This is a genomic window from Pseudomonas gingeri (genome assembly GCF_013386165.1).
Lineage (GTDB): Bacteria > Pseudomonadota > Gammaproteobacteria > Pseudomonadales > Pseudomonadaceae > Aquipseudomonas > Aquipseudomonas gingeri_C.
This window is the reverse complement of the sequence record NZ_JACAOS010000017.1, coordinates 114,274-135,875: the sequence shown is the minus strand read 5'-3', so window position 1 is coordinate 135,875 and position 21,602 is coordinate 114,274. Positions and strand designations below refer to the sequence as shown.

Below are 21,602 nucleotides of genomic sequence, written 5' to 3'. Positions count from 1 at the left end.
GTCCTGATTAAGCGCTGGGCTCGGAGTCCTGGGGCTTTGGCGCACTCGCCAGGGCCTGGAGCAACGCCGGATCCTTGATGGCTTTCATGATGATTTCTTCGGCGCCGGTCTTGCCGTCCATGTAGGTCAGCAGGTTGGCCAGTTGGGTGCGGGCTTCGAGCAGCTTGTTCAGGGCATCGACCTTGCGCGCGACGTTGGCCGGGCTGAAGTCCTCGAGGCTCTCGAAGGTGATGTCCAGGCTCAGGTTGCCTTCGCCGGTCAGCTCGTTCGGCACGTGGAACGCCACTCGCGGTTGCATGGCCTTGAGACGCGAGTCGAAATTGTCGACGTCGATTTCCAGGAACTTGCGGTCGGCGACGGCTGGCAGCGGCTCGGCAGGCTTGCCGGCGAGGTCGGCCATCACGCCCATGACGAAGGGCAACTGGACCTTTTTCTCGGCACCGTAAAGCTCTACGTCGTACTCGATCTGGACCCGTGGCGCGCGGTTGCGCGCAATGAATTTCTGAGAGCTGGTGTTCGCCACGTTGTTGCTCCTGGTCGCTCAAGCGACGGTGTTGGCGTTATCGGTGGTTGCCGTTAACTAAGCGGCGCGGTCCTGACGGGCTTATTCGCCCTCGGGGCCCCGCAGGTTTTCAAATTGGGACAGGCCGTCGGGAATCAGGTTGCGGACAATCGTCGCGAAGTCGGCGTGGACCAGGTTCTTCGCCCGGTTCAACAGCACCGGCAGGGGGCTCGAGGGCTCGTGGCGGACGTAGTAGTTCAGCAGCCGCTCGAGGCTGCGCAGGACGTCGTCGCGGTTGCCGATCTCGCCCGGCGGCGCGGCGCGGGTGACCGCGGGAGTCGCAGCGGCGCTGTCGTGTCCGCTGGGCGTTGGCTCGGATTCGTTGGCGCTCGACTCACCGGCAGCCGTGTCGGGCGCGTGTTCGGCGAGGATCTGCAAGGCCAGCTTGAGGGGTTGGCGCAGGGCACTGAGGTCGACGCCTTCGGCCGAGCCGACCTGGTCGCTGACGAAACGCTCGATGGCGTCGACGGCGCCACGGGCTTCCTGGAGGGCGTGGCGCACGGTCGCCAGTTGCTCGGGATCGCTGTCGCGCAGGGCGCCGGCCAACTCGTCGGCGTTGAGGTTTTCATCGGAAAAACCTTGCAGGCCGCTGGCATTCAGCGCGGCTCGCAGGGTCACGGTGCCGAAGGCCCGGGAGCGGGTCAGGACGCTTTCGCGCAACAGGCGGATATTGGTTTCGCAGGCCAGGCCCGAGAGCGCGTTGATCCGCACCGTGGGGTCGTTGTCGTCATCGGCGTCGAGCAGTGGATAGAGTTCGGCCCAGTACTGCTGGAGCATCTGGCTGACCAGCGCGAGGGCGTTGGCGAGGCCCGGCAGGCCGTCGAGGGCCAGGGCGCTTTGCACGAGAAAATGCGTGATGCGCAGGTCTTTGCTGCGTTGCAGGAGCGCTGTGCTCGACTGCTCGATGGCCCGCCACGCCGGTGGTTCGGCCGGCTGTACCGAGTCGCCCATGCTGCGCTCGGGTTTGCCTTGGGCGTCACGCTCCAATTGCAGGAATTGCGCGTCATATTCCAGGTCCTCGCCACAGGGCGAGTTCGCTGAAACAGCGGCGAGCAACAACGGAACGTCCACCAAATTCGATCTCCTTATCGGCCTGCTGGAATAGTCAGGCATTCGTCCTGAAAGTTCCTTCAGAAAACTCTCATATTTCCTGCTGGTATATACGGAGTGGCATCACATAGCCATCATCTATAAACAAGAAGTTGTGCATTTTTGGTGTAGTAGTTATAGCTTGTCAAGGTAAGCTATCGGCCCTTTGTTACCGTTGTGACACACTCGTCAAGGCTGTCGACCGATGGGTCAGACCGTGTGCGCTTTCACAAATTTTGTAGGTAGAATTCGCTATATTCAGCGAACTGGCTGAAATAGATAGGTTTTTACAGGTTATTCGTGGCCATCGCGGGACCCGGTGCAAGGTGTTTGTGCCGGGCGGCTCGTGCGTGGATGTACAGCAAGGAGGCGCAATGTCGCTGTGTTTGACTATCACTAGTTATCACAAGATCACCCCTGGTCAATGTCCGGAGAAATCCATGGACGCCGGGGTGATGGCAATTGGCCGTAGTTCCGAAAATGACTGGGTACTGCCCGATCCGGAGCGACTGGTTTCCTCGCAACACTGCGTTATTCAATACAAGGACGGTCGTTACTATCTGACGGACAACAGTACCAATGGCGTGGAGTTAGTTCAGGCCGGTATTCGTTTGCGCAGAGGCAACAGCGAGCCGTTGCAGGACGGCGAGATCATCCGCATCGGTGAGTACGAGATCCGCGCGCGCATCGATTTCAACCTGCACCTGGCCAACGAAAACCTGTCAGGGAACGACTCATCCAACAGTTTTGAAGCGCTGATGGGGCGGGCGGCCGCTGTGCCCGTCGCCGCGCCGCTGAATACCCCGGCCGCGCATTTCCAGGGTGGTTCGGCGATGGACACGCTGCCTGACCTGTTTGACTTCCTGGCGCCCTCGAGCATTCCTCCCGCGACCCAGTCGGACCATGTGCCGGCGCAGCAGCATGACTTTCGTCCGCCGACACCGGTGATCAGTCCGCCACCCTTGGTAGCGCCGCCAAAAGCGCCAAGCTCCGGGGTGATTCCCGAGGACTGGGACCTGTTCGGCGACACGCCCAAGGTGCCGGTCAGCCCGCCGGTTGCGGTGCCTGTTCCAGTGGCGATTGTCGAGGCTATCGTCGAGCCCGCACCCGCACCCGCACCGACACCAACGCTGGCTCCGGCTGCCCAGCCTGCTCCCGTGGCCGTGTCGAGCACTGTGCCCCAGGCCGATTTGCTGCAAGCCTTCCTGCGTGGCGCCGGCCTCGACCAGTTGCGTATCGACACCGCCCAGGCGCAAGCGCAGATGGAAGCCATCGGCCGCAGCTACCGGCTGATGGTCGACGGCCTGATCGATGTGCTGCGGGCCCGCAGCAGTCTCAAGGGCGAGTTCCGCATGCAGCAGACGCTGATTCGCCCGGTGGAAAACAACCCGTTGAAATTCGCCCCGAATGCCGATGAAGCGCTGCTCTTGCTGCTGCGTCACGGCAACCAGGCGTTCATGGCGCCGGACCAGGCGGTCAGCGACAGTTTCGATGACCTGCGGGCGCACCAGATGGCGGTGATGGCCGGGGTGGAAGCGGCCATCAAGCATCTGCTCAAGCGTTTCGAACCTTCGGAGCTGGAGGCCCGCATGGGCAAGCCCGGCGGTTTGTCGAACCTGTTCAGCGGTTCGCGCCAGGCCCAGTACTGGCAGCAGTTCACCGAGCTGTACACGAATATTTCCCGTGAGGCCGAAGAGGATTTCCAGGACCTGTTTGGCCGGGAATTCAGTCGTGCCTACGAGGAGCACAGCGCGCGGTTGCGCAAGGGATGAACACACCACGACCCCTGTAGGCGCGCCGGCGATGAGGTCCTTGAGTCTTGCGCCATCCGCTCGGCCGTCATGGCCGGCAAGCCGGCTCCCACAGGGTCTTTGATACGACGATGTTTTTGCAGTGGTTATACGGATAAACGGACAGTCAGAAAGTCATTGAGGACGCAGGATGATTCACCGAGTTTTACTGGCCGCAGCCCTCACGCTGCTGCTCGGCGCATGTGCCAAGGACGCGACTGCCCCTGCGCCCGTCGACGCCCCCGTTGCCGATAGCGCGACGGTTTCCCTGCATTTCCAGGCCATTGCCGGTCTCAATCCCGGCGCTGACGGTGTGCCCGCCCCGGTGCGGGTGCGCATCTTCGAGCTGAAGAACAGCGCCAACTTCAACCGCGCCGATTACTTCGCCCTGGCCGACCGAGCCCAGGCGACCCTCGGTGCCGACCTGATCGATCAGGACGAGGTCCTGGTCCAGCCCGGCGAGCCACTGGATATCGAGCGGGCACTCAACCCGGCGACCCGCCAGGTCGGCCTGGTGGTCGGCTACCGCGAAGTCGACCAGGCGCTCTGGCGCACGCTGCTGACTATCACGCCCAAACAGCTCAACGATTATCAGATCAGCCTCGATGTGCGCGCCGTGCGCAGTGCCGTCGTCGTGACCCCAACCCGCACCGCCCCTTAGGCAAACGGAGAAGCCATGTCCTGGAACAATCGAGTGGTCTGGTCGGAAGGCATGTTCATTGGAACGCAGCACTTCCAGCAGCATGACCGCTATCTGGAAAACCTCATCGATGCGCGCAGTCGGCCGCTGGCTGTCGGTGCCTGGGGTTTTTCCGAGCTGCTGATCGACCAGGGCCTGCTGGCCCAGGGCAAGCTGGCCATTGTCTCGGCCCGAGGCCTGCTGCCGGACGGCACGCCGTTCAACATCCCCCATGACGATCTGGCGCCGAGCCCGCTGACCATCGACGAGAGCCTGCGCGACGGCCTGGTCTACCTGGCCTTGCCGCTCAAGCGCGCCGGCTCGCGGGACACCGTCGACGAAGGCGAGGCACTGGGCGGTGCGCGTTACCTGAGTCAGGTCCGTGAAGTGCGTGACGACAATGCGCCGTTCGAGAACCGCGCGCCGGTGGCCTTGGGTTCGCGAGCCTTGCGTCTGTTGACCGCCGAGGATGGCCTGGGCGATTACGCCGCCATCGGCCTGGTGCGGGTCAAGGAAAAGCGCGCCGATCGCGCCCTGGTTCTCGACGATGGCTATGTGCCGCCGGTCCTTGATGTGGCGGCGAGCAAACCGCTGACGGCCTTCCGTAGCGAACTGCTCGGCCTGCTGCACCAGCGTGGTGAAGCTCTGGCCGGCCGGGTGGTGGCCTCGGGCGCCGGGGGTGCCTCGGAGATTGCCGATTTCATGCTGCTGCAACTGGTCAACCGCGCCCAGCCGCTGATCAGCCACCTGAACCAGATCAGCCCTCTGCACCCGGAGCGCCTTTACAGCGAACTGGTCAGCCTGGCTGGCGAATTTTCCACCTTCTCCAGCAGCGGCCGGCGCCCGGTTGCGTTCCCGGCGTATCAACACGACAACCTGGCGCTGAGCTTCGCGCCGGTCATGCAGGCCCTGCGCGAAGCCCTGTCGATGCTGATCGACAGCAAGGCCACGCCGATTCCGATTGTCGAGAAAGCCTATGGCATCCACGTGGCGATGCTGGCGGATCGCGGCCTGATCGACAACGCCAGCTTCATCCTCGTGGTGCGCGCCGATATCCCCAGCGAAACCCTGCGTGGGCGTTTCGCCCAGCAGAGCAAGGTCGGCTCGGTGGAGCACATCCGCGACCTGGTCAACCTGCAACTGCCGGGCATCGGCCTGTTGCCGTTGCCAGTGGCGCCACGGCAGATTCCGTTCCATGCCGGGTCCACCTACTACGAGCTCGACCGGGGCAGCGAGCACTGGAAACAGCTGCTGAATTCCGGCGGTTTCGCCTTCCATGTCGCCGGTGATTTCCCCGGTTTGAACCTGGCCTTCTGGGCAATCCGAGGATAAGCCGCGATGAGCGCCAACGATGATCCGTCGGGCCAGCCAGTGCCCGCCAACGACCGCACCCAATTTATGCCGCGTCCCGGTGGCCGGGCGCCGGAAGCTGCCCGCGCCGAACCGGTGGCCCCCTTGTCGGTAGCGGCCGCGCCGCTGCCGATCGGTCAGTCCCAGGGCTTGAACCCGCTGGAGAGCGCAGCCGGGCCGTTGCTGGCGCTGCTGACCCGGCTACGCAACACCATCGCCCATCCGGCGCCGGCCAGCCTGAGGGCGCAATTGCTGGCTTACCTGCGCCAGTTCGAGGAGCGTGCCGAAGCGGCCGGTATGGCACGCAACGAGGTACTGCTGGCGCGTTATGCGCTGTGCACCGCGCTCGACGAGGCGGTATTGAGCACACCGTGGGGCAGTGCCGGCGACTGGGGCAAGCAGAGCCTGCTGATCACCGTGCACAACGAAGCCTGGGGCGGCGAGAAGGTCTTCCAGCTGCTCGACCATTGCCTGCAAAGTGCGCGCGAGCGCCTGTATCTGCTGGAACTGTTGTACCTGTGCATTTGCCTGGGTTTCGAAGGCCGTTACCGGGTGATGATCGACGGTCGCAGCCAGCTCGATGCCCTGCGCGAGCGCACCAGTGCGGCGATCCGCAGCGCCCGTGGTGAATATGAGCGCGAGCTGTCGCCCCACTGGCGCGGCTTGACGGTGGCGCGTGATCGCCTGAGCCAGTTCATGCCGCCCTGGGTCGGTATCGCCATCGGCGTGGCGCTGTTGCTGGCCCTGCTGTTCGGCCTGCGCCTGAAATTGGCCGCCGACGCCGAACCGGTGTTTCGCAATATCCATGCCCTGGGCGAGATCCCGGTGCAGACCATCGACCGTCCGGTGATCCAGCCCAAGCTGGTGGAGCGGCCGCGTCTGGCCGGGTTCCTCGCCGATGACATCAAGGCCGGCAAGGTCGCGGTGGAAGACAAGGTCGACCGTTCGGTGGTGACCATTCGCGGCGACGAACTCTTCGCCTCGGCCAGTTCCAGCATTGTCGATGACTACCAGCCGCTGATGCTGCGCATCGCCGACGCCATTCGCAAAGTGAAGGGCCAGGTGCGGATCACCGGTCACAGCGACAACCGGCCCATCGCGACCCTGCGCTTCCCGTCCAACTGGGCGCTGTCCCAGGCCCGCGCCGAGCAGGTGTTGCAGATCCTCGCGGCGAAGACCGGGCAACCGGAACGCTTCAGCGCCGAAGGGCGCAGTGACACCGAGCCGCTGGCCTCGAACGCCACGGCCGAGGGTCGGGCGAAGAATCGTCGGGTGGAAATCACAGTCTTGGCGGAGGGCGTCGAGTGAAGGCGTTTGTCGGTTTTGTCATTCGCTGGGTGATCCCGTTGCTGGGGCTGATCGCCCTGAGCCTGATCATCTGGTTTGTCGGTCCCTTGCTGGAAGTGTTGGTGCCGGAAGGTCGGCGCTGGACGCTGATCGTGTTGATTTTCGCGGTGTGGATCGCCTACCGCGTGTTTCGTCTGATTCAGGCTCATCGCCAGGCCGCCAAGGTCATGCAGAGCCTGGCCGAGCAAACCCCGCCTGATCCTGCCAGTGTCGCCACCGCCGAAGAGCTGGCGACCCTGCGCCAACGCATGGCCGAAGCCCTGGCGTTGCTCAAGAAAGCCAAGCTCGGGGGGGACGAACGTCGCAACCTCTATGAGCTGCCGTGGTACGTGATCATCGGCCCACCGGGTTCGGGCAAGACCACCGCGCTGGTGAACTCCGGGCTGCATTTCCCCCTGGCCGCGCAGTTCGGCGCCGGGGCGATTCGCGGTGTCGGCGGTACGCGCAACTGTGATTGGTGGTTCACCGACCAGGCGGTCCTGCTGGACACCGCCGGCCGCTACACCACCCAGGACAGTCATGCCCAGGTGGACAAGGCGGCCTGGCTGGGCTTTCTCGACCTGCTCAAGACCCAGCGTCCGCGCCGCCCCATCGACGGTGCTTTTATCGCCATCAGCCTGTCGGACCTGCTGCTTAGCACCGACGCCGAACGGGCCGCCCATGCCACGGCGATCCGCGCGCGGATCCAGGAGTTGTACACCCAGCTCGGCGTGCGTTTCCCGATCTACCTGATGCTCACCAAGCTCGACCTGGTGCCGGGGTTCATGGAGTTCTTCGATGCCCTGAGCAAAGAGGAGCGCGCCCAGGTCTGGGGCATGACCTTCGACCTGGACGAGGGCAAGAACAGCGAGGGTCCGCTGGTGCGTTTCGGCGCGGAGTTCAGCGGGCTTGAACAGCGCCTCACCGCGCGCCTGGTGGAGCGCCTGCAACAGGAGCGCGACCCGGCGCGGCGCGACCTGATCTACGGTTTCCCGCAGCAATTCGGCGCCTTGAAGACCTGTCTGCAGGATTTCCTCGACGGTGTGTTCAAGCCCAATGCCTATGAAGATCGCGCCTTGTTGCGTGGTGTGTACTTCACCAGCGGCACCCAGGAAGGCAGTCCCATCGACCGCCTGATCGGTGCCATGGCCCAGAGCATGAACCTGGACCGCCAGCAGTTGGCGCGCCAGAGCGGCCCCGGGCGCAGCTACTTTATCGAGAAGCTGTTTACCGCCGTGGCTTTTGCCGAGCGCGGGCTGGTGGGGGTCAACCCCAAGGTCGAACAGCGGCGCAAATGGCTGGCCCGCGCGGTGCTGGCAACCACGGCCGCGGTGGTGCTGGTGGTCGGGACGCTCTGGTGGGTGAGTTTCCGCGCCAACGAGGCGTATATCGCCCAGGTCGACCAGAAGGTCGCCCCCCTGGGCCAGAGCGTGCAGAACCTCAGCCCGGCGCAGCGCGATGTGCTGGCGGTGTTGCCGTTGCTCGATGCGGTCAAGCACCTGGCCGGTGACGCGCCCGGCTGGGCCGAAGGCCTGGGCCTGTATCAGGGCGATATGCTCGAAGCCGAGTCCGCCAGCGTCTATCGCAAGTTGCTGATCGCGGTGTTCGCGCCGCGCTTGCTGACCCGGGTGGAAGAACAACTGCACAGTGGCGGCAATTCGGACTTCCTCTACGAAGGCCTGAAAGCCTACCTGATGCTGGCCGACAACGAGCACTACGACCCGCAGTTCATCAAGGCCTGGATCGCCCTCGACTGGGACCGCAACCTGCCACGGGATCTGCCGCCGGAGCAGCGCGCCGCCCTCGGCGAACATCTCCAAGCCCTGTTCGAGCGCCGCCCGCCGAATGCCCGCCTGGACGAGCGACTGATCGACGACCTGCGCCGCCAACTGCAACAATTGCCGGTGGCACAGCGGGTCTATGACCGGGTCAAACGCCAGAAACTGCCGGACGGCGTGGCGGATTTTCGCCTGAACGAGGCGGCCGGTCGTGATGCGGCGCTGGTGTTCAGCCGCAAGAGCGGCAAGCCCCTGGGCGATCCCCTGAGCGGTTTCTTCACCGCCAAGGGATATCGCCAGGCGTTCCTGCTGACCAGCCTGAACCAGTCCAATACCCTCGCCGAAGAGCAGTGGGTGCTGGGCCGCGACCCGGCCGAACAGCAGAATGTCGCCAGCCTCGCGGCGGATGTGCGGCGCCTGTACTTCCAGGACTACCTGCGCCAGTGGGATGCCCTGCTCGCCGATATCGACTTCGTGCCGATCACCAGCGTGGCCCAGGCCGCCGATGTGCTGCGGGTGATTTCCGGCCCGACCTCGCCGCTGAAAAAGCTGCTGGTGGCGGTGGCCAAGGAGACCGATCTGCAACAGGACGAGCGCTTGCTGGCAGCCCAGGGCAAGCCGGTCGCGGGCAATGTCGATCAGCTCAAGCAACGCCTGGGTTCCTTGCTCGGCCAGGAACAGGCGACGGGCAACACCGCAGCGGTGGAGACGCAGGACCCGGTGAGCGCGCACTTTGCCGAACTCAATGCCCTGGTCAACAAGGGCGAAGGCGAGCCGGCGGCCATCGACGCCTTGCTGGCGGATCTGAATGCACTCTATGTGCAGGTCAGCGCCATGTCCGGGGCCAGCGGTGAAGCCTTGCTCGGTGAGGCGAAGAACCAGGCCTCGGCCGCCGCCACACGGGTCAGCCTGACCGCCGAACGCGAGCCACCGCTGGTGCAGGGCTTGGTCAAGTCGGTGGTCAGCTCGACCACCAACAGCATGATGGGTGGGGTGCGTAACCAACTGAACGCGGCCTGGACCAGTGAAGTGGTCAATGTCTACCGGCAATCCCTCAGCGGTCGTTATCCGCTGGCTACCGGGAGTGCCCGGGATGCGACGCTGGAGGACTTCGGCCTGTTCTTCGGGGTCGGCGGGGTGATGGACAACTACTTCCGCAAGTACCTGCAACCCTACGTCGACACCTCGGCGACCCCTTGGCGCTGGCAGCCGGGGGCGGCGCAGAAGCTCGGTATCGCGCCCGGGGTGTTGCAGACCTTCCAGCGCGCCGCAGCGATTCGTGATGCGTTCTTCCGTTCCGGCGGCACCCAGCCGACCGTGCGCTTTGAACTCAAACCGGTGGCGATGGATGCATCGATCACTCAGTTCCAGCTCGAACTCGACGGCCAGCAGGTCGGTTATGACCATGGTCCGAGCCGGCCGGTGGCGATGCAATGGCCGAACCCCGGCAGCGTCGGCGTGGTGCGTCTGTCGATTACCCCGCCGTCGGCCAGCGGACGTTCCGGGCTGACCCTGGACGGGCCCTGGGCCTGGTTCCGTCTACTGGAACAATCGGACCTGGTGGCCGGCAATGCGCCGGATCGCTTCAACCTGCGGTTGCAGGTGGACGGTGCGAGCATCTCCTACGAGTTGCGCGCCAGCAGTGCCTTCAATCCTTTCAAGAGCCGCGTGCTCAATGGCTTCAGCCTGCCGGAGCGGCTATGACGACGGTGGGTTTCTACGGCAAGCTGGCCAGTCGCGGCGACTTTGTCAGCCGCGGCCTGCCGCAGAGTTTTATCCAGCCCTGGGATGCCTGGCTGGCCTCGGGGTTGCTCGCCAGCCAGGAGCAACTCGGCGCGGACTGGTTGGGCGTGTATCTGGTCAGCCCGCTCTGGCGTTTTGTCCTGGCGCCGGGCGTTTGCGGCCCGGAGGCCCTGGCCGGGGTGTTGATGCCGAGCATCGACCGGGTCGGGCGCTACTTTCCGCTGACCGTGGCGCTGCCCCTCGATTCCGGGCACGCCCTGGCGGCGGTGGTCGGCGGCGCGGACGCCTGGTTTGAGCGCGCTGAAACCCTGTTGCTGGCGACACTGGAAGAAGGTGCCGGTTTCGAGACCTTCGATCAGGGGGTCCAGGATCTGGGCGGTCTGCCGTTTGCCAACAAGGCACCTTGCAGCGAGTTCGCCGGCTTGCAGCGCCTGGCCGCACTCGATGCCGCGAGCCGCGCCAGTGCCCTGGCCGAGCAGGCGTGTGTCGGCAGCAGTCTCTGGTGGGGCCGTGGCTCGCAGCGGATCGAGGCCGGCCTGATGCGCTGCGCGGGCCTGCCGGCGACCGCCGATTTCGGCAGTTTCCTGCTGGGCCGGGGGGCGTCGATCTAAATGGCTCATGCACCTGCAATCACTTACCAGTCGGCCAGCTACAGCCATGTCGGCATGGTCCGCCAGATCAACGAAGACGCCTTCCTGGAGCTACCCGGCGCCGGACTCTGGGTGGTGGCCGACGGCATGGGCGGACACGCGGCGGGGGACTACGTCAGCAGCTTGATCGTCGACACCCTGCGGCGTATTCCGCCCTCGGATTCCCTGGCGATCTACACCACGGCCCTGCGCTCGCGCCTGGCCGAGGTGAATGCCGCCGTGCGTGAGGAAACCGCCCACCGTGGCGTGGCGATGATGGGCAGCACCGTGGTGCTGTTGGCGGTACGCGGCGCCGAGGGCGTCTGCCTGTGGGCCGGCGACAGTCGCCTGTATCGCCTGCGCGACGGCCAGTTGGAGAGCATTTCCCGCGATCACAGCTACGTCCAGGACCTGCAGGACAGTGGCCTGCTCAGCGAGGCCGAGGCGCGGGTGCACCCACGGGCGAACATCGTCACCCGGGCAATTGGCGTGGAAGCGCAACTGGAGTTGTCGCTGGTGCCGTTCCAGGTACTGCCCGGCGACAGCTACCTGCTGTGCAGCGATGGCCTGAACAAGACCGCCGAAGATGCCGAGATCCGTGAAGTGCTGGCCCATGCCGACCCCTATGACGTGGTCCGCAGCCTGGTGCACCTGGGCCTGACCCGGGGCGCCCCCGACAACATTACGGCCATTGTCGTCAAAGCCATCTGAAGACCCCCGACACCATGGATATTCTGATTCCCGGATTCGATATAGGCGAGGAGATTGGCGAAGGCGCCATGGCAACCGTCTACCTGGCGACCCAACGGTCGCTGGAGCGCAAGGTGGCGCTGAAAGTGATGGCGGCCGCGCTGGCCGCCGACCCGACCTTCTGCGAGCGCTTCCTGCGGGAAGGCCGGACCTTGGCGCGGCTGTCGCATCCGAACACCGTGACCATCCACGACATCGGCAATGTCGGCGAGCTGTATTACATGGCCATGGAGTACCTGCCCAACGGCACGCTCAAGGAGCGGATCGCGGCGGGGCTGAGCCCGGAGCAGGGCTTGGTTTATGTCCGTCAGATCGCCTCGGCCCTGGGTTATGCCCATGCCAAGGAGCTGGTGCACCGCGATGTGAAACCGGCCAACATCCTGTTCCGCGCCGATGGCACGGCGGTGCTCTCGGACTTCGGCATCGCCAAGTCGCTGGACGATCGCACCCAGTTCACCCAGGCCGGGTTTGCCGTGGGCACGCCGAGCTATATGAGCCCGGAGCAGGCCCGCGGCCAGGACCTCGATGGGCGCTCGGACTTGTATGCGCTGGGCGTGGTGCTCTATGAAATCCTCGCCGGCAAGCTGCCCTATATCGGCAACGATGCGCTGTCCACCGCCCTCGCGCACCTGACCGAGCCATTGCCGGAGTTGCCGCTCCAGCACGGGCGCTACCAGGAGATCCTGCGCCAGTTGCTGGCTAAGGACCCGGCGGAGCGTTTCCCGGATGCGGCGGCCTTGCTGCGGGCGCTGGATAACCTTCCGGCGGAAAACCCCGACGCGACGTTGGTCCGGCCGCTGGTGACGGCTCCCGTGGCAGCTATGGCGACGCCGGCCAGCGATCTCGGCGGCTTGACGCCGGTGTCGATCGAGATTCCCACGGCGGCGCCGACACCCGCAGCGCCGCCACGACCTGCCGTATCGCCGGTGCTCGACCGTTCTGCCGAATCCGCACAGCGGCGCGGCCCGGTACTGACGCTGGTCGCCGTGGCGGTGGCCGCTGCCCTCGGTCTGGCGGGCGCCGGTTACTGGTGGTTGGGTGGTGCGAGTCATCCCGCCGCATCGGGTCTGGCTGCGCAGCCGCCGGCTAAAACACCGTCGGTGTCGAGTCCGCCACCGGCTTCGAATCCGCCGCCAGCTCAGCCGCCCAGCGTGACCCCGGCAGTGGCGGCGGACAGCGACGGCGGCCAGCGGCCCTTGTTGATGGCTGGCAAGAAGACCCTGTTCCAGCGGGTCCTGAGCAAGCCCGGGGCGAGTTTTTCCAGCGAGCCGGGGGCCAAGCCGGGCACGCCGTTGCCGGCCTTCTCGGTGCTCTACGTCTATCAGCGCAAGACCGTTGATGGCGGCGCTTGGCTGCGGGTCGGTGCGGCCAGTGATGGTCGTAGTGAAGGCTGGTTGCCGCAGGACGCGGTCAGCGACTGGAAGCAGAGCCTGGTGCTGAAGTTCACCGAACGCTCCGGACGCGCACCGGTGATGTTCCTGCGTGACGCCGCCGATATCGACAAGCTGCTGGCCAACCCGGCGGCGGCGAAGAACCTGCTGCTCAATGCGCAGAAAAACCCCCAGGACAATCAGCGCGTCCTGGCCCTGGAGCCGGCCGCCAGCGCGGTGCCGCAGAACCAGTTCTACCTGCTGCCGATTTTCGATTCGCGCGAAAGCCTGGATGAAAACGGCCAGCCGGTGCAGTTGCTCAACGTTGCCTCCATCGATCCCGGCAGCACGCCGAAAGCCCTCGGCAACGGCACCACCCCGGCGGTTGTCGCCGACACCTTCCGCACCGCCATCGTGCTGGTGGTGGACACCACGGAGTCGATGCAGCCGTATATCGATCAGGTCCGCGACGTGGTCCATGAGCTGCAAAGCCAGATCGCCCAGCGCGGCGAACTGGACAGCGTGAGCTTCGGCCTGGTGGGCTTTCGCAACAATGTCCAGAAAACCCCGGGTCTGGAGTACCTGACCAAGACCATGGTGACCCTCGACCAGGGCCGCGATCCCGAGCGCTTCCTGGAGCTGGCGCGGCAGGTGAAGGCCTCGACGATCTCAAGTCATTCGTTCAACGAGGACTCCTTCGCCGGGGTCATGCAGGCGGTCGACGGCATGGACTGGTCGGGCTACGGCGGCCGACTGATCCTGCTGATCACCGATGCCGGTTCGTTGCGCAAGAACGACCCCTACAGCAGCACCAAAATGAACGAAGCGGAGATCCGCCAGGCCGCGCTGGGCAAGCAGATCAAGATCTACGCCTTGCACCTGCGCAGCGATGCCGGGAAAAAGAACCATGCCTTCGCCGAGCAGCAGTACCGCACCCTGACCGCCGACGCCAACCCGCAGATCGGCGACCTGTATATCCCGGTCCAGGGCGGCGATGTGCACAAGCTTGGCGAGCGGGTCGGCGAGATCGGTTCGGTGTTCGCCAACCTGGTGCACCAGGTCCGCAGCAACCAGACCCAGGCGGTGCCGCTGCTGGCCGCGTCGCCGAGCCTGGCGGACAAGTCGGCGGCCATCGGTTATGCGATGCACATGGACTTCCTCGGGCACAAGGCGGCCAGCCAGGCGCCGCAGCTGGTCAGCGCCTGGACCGCCGATCGCGACCTGACCAACCCAGCACTGCCGGCGTTCCAGGTCTGCGTGATGCTGACCAAGCTGCAACTCAACGAGCTGCAACAGTCGTTGAAGCTGATCGTCGATGCGGCGCGCAAGACCCAGAGCTCACCCAAGGATTTCTTCCAGGAAATCGCCAGCGCCAGCGCCTACATGAGTCGCGACCCGCAGGCCTTGCGCAAGGGCGGCAATCTGGCCGACGGCGGCCTTCTCGGCGAGTACCTGGAAGGCCTGCCGTATCGCAGCAAGTCGCTGAACATGACCCAGGATCTCTGGCTGTCGTTGAGCGTGGCCGAGCAGGAAGACTTTATCGACGAACTGGATTCGAAGATCCGCCTTTACGAAACCTTCCACAACGATGTGGCCAATTGGGTCCGGTTCGGCGATGCCGAGCCGGGTGATGCGTTGTATCGCGTGCCTTTGTCGACGTTGCCGTGATGATCAGTCTGCGAGAGGTGCGCAAGACGCGGGGCGAAGGCGCCCAGCGCTACAGCCTGGAGGTGCCGCGCCTGAGTCTTTCGCCCGGTGAGCAATGGGCGGTGGTCGGGCCCAGCGGTTGCGGCAAGAGCACCTTGCTCGACCTGCTGGCGCTGGTCCTGGCACCGGACCACGCTGGGCTGTTCGCCTTCGACGAACCGGCCGGTGCGCTGGATATCGCCGCGCTGTGGCGCCAGGGCCAGCACGACCGCCTGGCCACGTTGCGCAGCCGGCAGCTCGGTTATGTGCTGCAGACCGGCGGCCTGCTGGGCTTTCTCGATGTGCGCGGGAATATCGCCTTGTCGCGGCGACTGTTGGGCCTGGAGGACGACGGCAGTGTCCAGCGACTTGCCGAGCAACTGGAAATCGCCGATCAGCTGGACAAGAAACCCCAGGCCCTGTCGGTGGGCCAGCGCCAGCGGGTCAGTTGCGCCCGGGCCTTGGCCCATGGCCCGCGGCTGCTGCTGGCGGATGAACCCACCGCCGCCCTCGATCCGCTGAATGCCGGACGGGTCATGCAATTGTTGTTGAACCAGGCCCGGGAGCAGGGCGCCTGCTGCGTGATTGCCACCCATGACGAAGCCCTGGTGCGCGAACTCGGCGTGCCGCTGCTGCGCATTGCTTGCCAGCGCGACAGCGATGGCGGTGTCACCGCGATCCTGGAGACGACCCCATGAGCCGCGCCGCCCTGGTGGCCGGCCTGGCCTGGCAGGATTATCGCGCCGACTGGCGGCTATCGGCCTGTGCGGTGCTGGCACTGGTGGCGGTGATTGCGCCGTTGCTGGTGCTGTTCGGCCTCAAGTTCGGCCTGGTCAGCAGCCTGACCGAACGCCTGGAGCGCGACCCGACGGTGCGCGAGATCATTCCCCTCGGTGGCGGGCGTTTCAGCGCGGCGTTTATCGCCGGGCTGGGGCAGCGTGAAGATGTCGCCTTTGCCTTGCCCCGCACCCGGCAGATTGCGGCGACCGCCGACCTGTCGAGCAGTGCCCAGGGGCCGGTGGTCAATGTGGAAATGTTGCCCACCGCCGCCGGTGATCCACTGCTCGGCAGCCTGCCCGCGCCGGTGGGCCTGGCGGCGATGCTGCTCAGCCAGACCGCCGCCGAGAAGCTCGGGGCGAAGGCCGGAGACTGGTTGCAGGTGTCTTTCGGTCGGCAGGTGGCCGGTCGCCTGGAAAGCCGCCATACGCAAATCCAGGTCCAGGCGGTGTTGCCGCTGGAAGCTTTCGAGCGGGACGCGCTGTTTGCTCCGCTGGGCCTGCTGGAAGCTGCCGAGGACTATCGTGACGGCCGTGGCGTGCCGGTGCTCGGCTGGGCCGGCGACCCGCCGGGCAGCGCTGCACAGCGGGTCTATCCGGGGTTTCGCCTGTACGCCCGTGAGCTGATCGATGTCGAGCCGCTGCGACGTTATTTCGCCGAGCGCAACCTGCTGGTTTCGACCCAGGCCCAGACCATCGCCCAGGTGCAGTCCCTGAGTCGCAACCTCGGCATCGTGTTCTGGGTCATTGCCACCCTGGCCTTGGGTGGGGCTTTTGCGGCGATCTTTGCCGGGGCCCTGGCGGCGGTCGAGCGCAAGCGCCGCGAGTTGTCGGTGCTGCGCCTGCTGGGCCTCGGCACCGGCGCCTTGCTGCTGTTCGTGGTGCTGCAAGCGCTGTACAGCGGCCTGCTCGCGGCGCTCTTGGGTGGCGTGCTCTACGGCATGGCGGAGTGGGGCCTGAACCGTTTGTTCGTGCAGGCGGCCGGCGAGTACGCCAGTCACCTGCTGTTGCCCCATTACCTGCTGGCACTTTTCAGTGTGTTGGCGGTCTGTGCTCTGGCTGCCGCCCTCGGGGGCTGGCGCGTGGCACGGATAGAAGCTTCGGAAGGAATCAGAGATGTATAAGTTGCGCTGCGCGGCCCTGGCGGTTCTCGCCCTTTCCCTGTGCCTGGGTGCCTCGGCGCGGGCCGATGAGGCGAGTGAGAAACTCGACAATCCCAAGCCCCTGGCCGATGACATCAGCCTGCCGCTGCCCTGCGAGGGCGAGATGGTTTTCCGGGCGGTCTATGTGCTGGCGCGCGGCACCCTCGATGACCGTGAGATCAGCCTCGGCTATCCCTTCAGCGAGGATGAAGCCGGGTACAAGCAGTCGTTTATTTCCGGTTATCGCCGGGACTATATCAACGGTCAATTCACCCTCAAGGATTTGCCCGGCGACTGGCAGAAATCCATTGCCCCGACCTTGCCGAAAGCCGACGCCGACTCGCCGCTCAAGCCGATGTTCTATTTCATCGGCAAGTATGCGGTGACGGCGCGCCAGTACGCCTTGGTGATGGCCCAGGCGCAAGCCCTGGCCAGCGGCGAGCCGGCGCCGGCCTGCGACGCCCCGAGCGGTGTGGCCGGGCGGCTGCCCAAGGTCAAGGTGTCGCGGTTCGACGCCGAGCGTTTCTCGGCGGTCTACAGCGCCTGGCTGATGAAGTATCACCGTGACCTGCTGCCGGTCAGCGGCCGTGGTTCGTCGGCCGATGATGGCGGGATGGGTTTTGTCCGCCTGCCCACCGAAGTCGAATGGGAGTTCGCTGCCCGGGGCGCCCAGGCGGTCAGTCGCCAGGATCTGGAAGGGCGTTTGTTTCCCCGGCGGGCGCCGGGTAGCGACAGCGATGGGCCGCTGTCCGACTACGCGGTGTTCAACCAGGTGGCCGGCGGCACCGGCCAGGCGGCGCGGCTGATGCCGATCGGCACCAAGCTGCCCAACCCGATCGGGATGTTCGACGTGATCGGCAACGCTGCGCAGATGGTCCAGGAGTCGTTCCAGCTGGTGCATGCCGGGCGACGCCAGGGCACCTACGGCGGTTTTGTGGTCAAGGGCGGCAACTACCTGGAGGGCGAAGGCACGCTGTTCACCGGCATGCGTCGCGAGTATCCGCTGTTCGCCGCCGATGGCACCGAGCAGAGCAACGAGACCACCGGTTTCCGGGTGGCCGTTGGCGCGCTCTCGGCGCCGCGCTCGCGCTACAAGGAGCTGTTCGCCCAATGGCAGCAGGAAGGTCGGCTGGCCTCCCTGACCGACGCCATCGACGATGCCCAGGACCCGACCAAGCGCCTGGACGGGATCATTTCCGCCAGCACCGACCCGAAGCTGCAAGCCGAACTGGGCCAGGTCAACGAAGAGCTCAAGCGCAACGTCTCGCTGATCGCCCGCCAGCGTGAAGAAGCGGCCGGCAACCTGATCCAGTCGGCGGCCCTGGTGGCCGAGACGGTGAATAACTACAACATCCGCCTGACCAACCTGAAGAAAAGCCAGCAGCAGGCCGTGGCAGCCAAGGACGAGGCCGCCGCCAAGCTGTTTGCCGGGGCCATCGAGAACGGCACCAGCGCGCTGGACGGCGCGGTGGCGATCTATATCGACAACCTGGCAACGGCCACGCGCTACACCGATGCGGTGATCCAGGCGCAGTTCCAGCGGGTCAAGGAAGAACTCAATCGCAAACCCGTGCTCGGCAATAGCCTGGTGGCACGGGCCACCTTGTTCGTTCGTCATGTCGGGGATTACCGCAAGCAACAGCGGGCCGACCCGGCGGCGATCTTGAAAGCGTTACTCGCGTCGACCGCCCAGAAGTCTTGAGCGGTCGGTATCCGGCGAGTGTAGAGGGGACTCGGACGGCAGGGTGCCGTACCGGGCAAGTCAAACCAAAAAAGGGAACATGAACATGATCTTCTCCAGCCACAAACCCCTTGTTTCGACCTCCAAGTGCCGTGCCGCGCTGTGGGTTGCCGCCGGATTCAGCACCGTGCTGATGGGCGGTTGTGCCACGTCGCCGACCTCGAAAGTCGCCGCGACCACCAAGGTCGAGTACTACCCGACGTGCTACGAGCCGGTGCAGCACTTGCGTGCGACTGATTCGGACATGACCAAGTCGATCGCCACCGGCGCGGTGATCGGTGCCCTGGGTGGTGCCGCCCTTGGCGCGCTGACCGGCGATGACTCGGCCAAACGCGGTCGCAATGCCGCCATCGGCGCGGCCGGCGGTGCCCTGGCGGGTGGTGCGGCGGGTTACTACACCGAGAAGCAGAAGCAGATCACCGATGACAACCAGCGCATCGGCTCCTATGCCCAGGACATCAACAAAAGCGCTGCCGATATGGATCGCAACACGGCCTATGCCAAGGCCTCGCAGAGCTGCTACCAGCGTGAGTTCGCCAGCCTGGTCTCGGCGCGCAAGGCCAAGAGCATCGGTGATGCCGAGGGTCGCAAGCGCCTGGCGGAAATCGTCTCGGGCCTGAAAGAGTCCAACGACCTGATCGTCGCGGTGAACGGGCGTTCCGCCGAAGACCTGAACAATTACACCCAGGCCTACGAGCAGGATCTGCGTCAGGTCGGTGTGCAGCGTACCGACGTGGTCACCGTGGCAACCGCCGATAGCAACCCGGTGGTCGCACCGACCACCACCAAGGGCAAGAAGGTGAAGGTGGCGAAGAAGGCGGCGTTGCCGGTCGTGCCTAAAGAGGCGGTCGCTACCGAGAAGACCATCCAGGACGCCAATGCCAAGAAAGCGGTAAGCCAGGACGTGGCCACCAGCGGTCAGTCCCAGGTCAACAGCATGTGCAAGAACCCGGACCTGGGCGACTGGGCACCGGTTCCTTGCCCGAACGCGTGAGTGGCGGATCGTCTGACAATTTGTCGGTATAAGCGTTAAACGCCAGCCGATCTCCTGGGTAAAGCGGGAGATCGGTGGCGTTCTTCAGGTAAAGCGCTACACTGCGCCGGCCGTTAATCTTTTCTGCCGAGGCTGTGTGCATGAAATTTCGTTTTCTTCTCTGGGCACTGGGCTTGTTGATGGCCCGGGCCAGTCGTAAAAATCCCGCCTTCCAGCAGCAACTGGCCGACAAGGCCCTGGTGTTCCAGCTGCAGACCCAGGATGGCAAGGTGGCCCGTCACTTTATCGTCAAGGATCAGCGCATCAGCAGTCGGTCCGGGGTTTATCCGGAGCCGGCGTTTGCGATTGCCTTCAAGGATGCCGCCTATGGCTTCGCCACGTTGCAGGCGAAGAACAAGCAACTGGCGTTCATGACGGGGATTCAGGAGAAGTCGGTGCAGATCAAGGGCAATCCGGCGCTGGTGATGTGGTTCCAGGGCTTGATGAAGTACCTCAAGCCGCGGAAAAAGCCCAAGGCCGCCTGACGCGCAACAACTCTCTACGCCGCCGCCCCCTGTAGGAGCGAGCTTGCTCGCGATGAGGCCTTTGAGTCTTGCGCTGTCCTTGCGGACGCCATCGCGAGCAAGCTCGCTCCTACAGGGAACCGCGTCGATCACAGGTTTTGCGAGCGACACGGATAATGTAGGAGCCGGCTTGCCGGCGATAGCGGTCTTCCAGCCGCCGCTTCAGCCCTGGCTGAACTGCGAAGCCAGTTCGCGCAACAGCACTTCGGCTTCCAGCACCTTGTTCACCACATCGTCGGCCTTGTCGCGGGTCAGCCCCAGGCGTTCGAGCAAGGCGTCCGGGATCTCTTCATCCGGGCCCGAGCCGATATTGCGGCTGCGCAGCAGGCGCACGGCCAGGCACACCAGGTTCGGGTAGGCAGCATAGTCGCCGTCGTAGCTCGGGTCGTGCTGGAAACGCAGCGCGGTGGACAGCTCGTCCGGCATATCCCAGTAACGCATCAGCCAGGCACCGATCTGCTCGCGGCTGATGCCCAGCAGGTGCTGCTCGATGTAGCTGTGGCACAGGTGCGGGTTGACTTCCAGGTGCCGGCAGATCAGCGAGAAATGCGGCGGGAAGACGTGGGCCAGCAGCAGGTAGCCGAAGTTGTGCAGCAAACCGGCCAGGTAGGTCAGGCCGGCTTCCGGACGCTGGGCCCGCGGCATGGCGCGGGTCAGGCCTTCGATCACCGCCGCGGTGTAGATCGATTGCTGCCAGTACGGCGTGCTGTGTTGCGGGTGGTCCTTGGGCAGGCTCAAGGTCTTGCCCAGGGCCAGGCCCAGCGCCAGGTTGATCACCAGGTCGAAACCCAGCACCCGGACAATCGCGTCTTCCACCGAGCGAATCTTGCCCGGCGAAGCGTAGTAGGGCGAGGCCGCCCAACTGACCACTTGGGCCGCCAGCGCCGGGTCGGTCTCGACCACGCCGGTGATGTCGTCGATGGTTGCGTCGGGATCAACCCGCAGCTTGATGATCTTTTGCGCGGTTTCCGCCAGTGGCGGAATCTCGATGGTCGCTTCCAGGCGTTGCTGGATGCGCCGTGCGGTAAAGGCTTGCACGGCCTGGGTGATTTCCTCGCGGTCATCGTCCGGGCGGTCGAGGTTGGGGCGGATACTGGCCACGGACTCGCCGAAACTGGCGGCGCTGGCCTTGCTCAGCATGGTCTTGAAATCGTCGCTGGAAATTTCCAGGAGCAGGCCGTTTTCGCCGGAATCGATCAGCAGATTCGGTTCACGCAGCAGTTGCTCTTCGTACAGGCACGGCGAGCTGGTCAAACCTGGCAATCCTGGCAGCAAGTGCAGGCTGTGTTTGCCAAGCATGCGCTCCATGCGTTCGGTGGGCACCGCGGTCAGGCGTCGGCCGGTCAATTCGGTCAGGCGATTGAGGTCAAGCAACTGGTCCTGGGGGAACAGGACCATGAGTGCGCCGACTGCGTCGTCGAGCAGCACGGCCTGGACCTTGCGCGCGGCCGGCAGACCAGGGTGGTCCAGGACCTCGCTATAGCGGATGGCGAGCTTGTCGAGCAGCAGCCGGACCACAGACGGGGTGTGCGGGGTTGCATCGATGAGGGCAACTTCTGTCATGGTCTGTATCCGGGTTCCTACAATTTCCCCAGTATAACCAGCTTGGCCGTCCCAATGGTCTATAAACTGTG

At 65.0% G+C, this 21,602-nt stretch carries 16 protein-coding genes; 13 read left to right on the top strand and 3 right to left on the bottom strand.

What is annotated here, in order from left to right; all coding sequences use genetic code 11:
• Positions 1-7 precede the first annotated feature (7 nt).
• Positions 8-523 (bottom strand): type VI secretion system contractile sheath small subunit, encoded by a 516-nt coding sequence (tssB, locus tag HX866_RS20870; protein ID WP_103495520.1) that lies wholly within the window; start codon positions 521-523, stop codon positions 8-10.
• Between the two features lie 81 nt (positions 524-604).
• Positions 605-1,633, bottom strand: coding sequence for a type VI secretion system protein TssA (gene tssA, locus HX866_RS20865; protein ID WP_177140342.1), 1,029 nt, complete (start codon positions 1,631-1,633; stop codon positions 605-607).
• Between the two features lie 392 nt (positions 1,634-2,025).
• On the opposite strand from tssA, the gene tagH reads away from it, so the two are divergent.
• From tagH to HX866_RS20800, 13 genes are all read left to right on the top strand, one after another.
• A complete protein-coding gene (gene tagH, locus HX866_RS20860) occupies positions 2,026-3,423 on the top strand; it encodes a type VI secretion system-associated FHA domain protein TagH (RefSeq protein WP_177140341.1) in 1,398 nt (465 codons plus the stop codon).
• Between the two features lie 169 nt (positions 3,424-3,592).
• On the top strand, positions 3,593-4,102 hold the full coding sequence (gene tssJ, locus HX866_RS20855) for a type VI secretion system lipoprotein TssJ (protein ID WP_177125588.1): 510 nt from the start codon (positions 3,593-3,595) through the stop codon (positions 4,100-4,102).
• A 15-nt stretch (positions 4,103-4,117) separates the two neighbouring features.
• The gene (gene tssK / locus HX866_RS20850) at positions 4,118-5,452 is read left to right on the top strand and encodes a type VI secretion system baseplate subunit TssK (protein ID WP_177094006.1); all 1,335 of its coding nucleotides are present in this window, start codon (positions 4,118-4,120) and stop codon (positions 5,450-5,452) included.
• Between the two features lie 6 nt (positions 5,453-5,458).
• Positions 5,459-6,778: a DotU family type VI secretion system protein gene (locus tag HX866_RS20845; protein ID WP_177094007.1), complete on the top strand. Its 1,320-nt coding sequence runs from the start codon at positions 5,459-5,461 to the stop codon at positions 6,776-6,778.
• Entirely contained in the window at positions 6,775-10,278 is a 3,504-nt protein-coding gene (gene tssM, locus HX866_RS20840) for a type VI secretion system membrane subunit TssM (RefSeq protein ID WP_177140340.1), read from the top strand. Before HX866_RS20845 ends, tssM begins: the two co-directional genes overlap by 4 nt.
• Positions 10,275-10,928, top strand: coding sequence for a type VI secretion system-associated protein TagF (gene tagF, locus HX866_RS20835; RefSeq protein ID WP_177094009.1), 654 nt, complete (start codon positions 10,275-10,277; stop codon positions 10,926-10,928). The genes tssM and tagF overlap by 4 nt, the downstream gene beginning before the upstream one ends.
• Positions 10,929-11,657 carry a PP2C family protein-serine/threonine phosphatase gene (locus HX866_RS20830; RefSeq protein ID WP_177094010.1) on the top strand — a complete coding sequence of 243 codons (729 nt, stop codon included), beginning with the start codon at positions 10,929-10,931 and terminating at the stop codon, positions 11,655-11,657. It abuts the gene before it with no gap.
• 14 nt (positions 11,658-11,671) lie between these two features.
• Positions 11,672-14,734 carry a serine/threonine-protein kinase gene (locus HX866_RS20825; RefSeq protein WP_177140339.1) on the top strand — a complete coding sequence of 1,021 codons (3,063 nt, stop codon included), beginning with the start codon at positions 11,672-11,674 and terminating at the stop codon, positions 14,732-14,734.
• Complete coding sequence (locus tag HX866_RS20820; RefSeq protein WP_177140338.1) at positions 14,734-15,450, top strand: ABC transporter ATP-binding protein; 717 nt, start codon at positions 14,734-14,736, stop codon at positions 15,448-15,450. Before HX866_RS20825 ends, HX866_RS20820 begins: the two co-directional genes overlap by 1 nt.
• Positions 15,447-16,652: an FtsX-like permease family protein gene (locus tag HX866_RS20815; protein WP_177140337.1), complete on the top strand. Its 1,206-nt coding sequence runs from the start codon at positions 15,447-15,449 to the stop codon at positions 16,650-16,652. Before HX866_RS20820 ends, HX866_RS20815 begins: the two co-directional genes overlap by 4 nt.
• Positions 16,645-18,372 (top strand): formylglycine-generating enzyme family protein, encoded by a 1,728-nt coding sequence (locus HX866_RS20810; RefSeq protein WP_177094014.1) that lies wholly within the window; start codon positions 16,645-16,647, stop codon positions 18,370-18,372. The genes HX866_RS20815 and HX866_RS20810 overlap by 8 nt, the downstream gene beginning before the upstream one ends.
• 85 nt (positions 18,373-18,457) lie before the next feature.
• The gene (tagQ, locus tag HX866_RS20805; RefSeq protein ID WP_177094015.1) at positions 18,458-19,405 is read left to right on the top strand and encodes a type VI secretion system-associated lipoprotein TagQ; all 948 of its coding nucleotides are present in this window, start codon (positions 18,458-18,460) and stop codon (positions 19,403-19,405) included.
• A gap of 140 nt (positions 19,406-19,545) precedes the next feature.
• The gene (locus HX866_RS20800) at positions 19,546-19,929 is read left to right on the top strand and encodes an SCP2 sterol-binding domain-containing protein (protein ID WP_177094016.1); all 384 of its coding nucleotides are present in this window, start codon (positions 19,546-19,548) and stop codon (positions 19,927-19,929) included.
• 201 nt (positions 19,930-20,130) lie between these two features.
• Here the strand turns inward: HX866_RS20800 and HX866_RS20795 are convergent, their stop codons facing one another.
• Positions 20,131-21,531 (bottom strand): aminoacyl-tRNA deacylase and HDOD domain-containing protein, encoded by a 1,401-nt coding sequence (locus HX866_RS20795; protein WP_177094017.1) that lies wholly within the window; start codon positions 21,529-21,531, stop codon positions 20,131-20,133.
• Positions 21,532-21,602 lie beyond the last annotated feature (71 nt).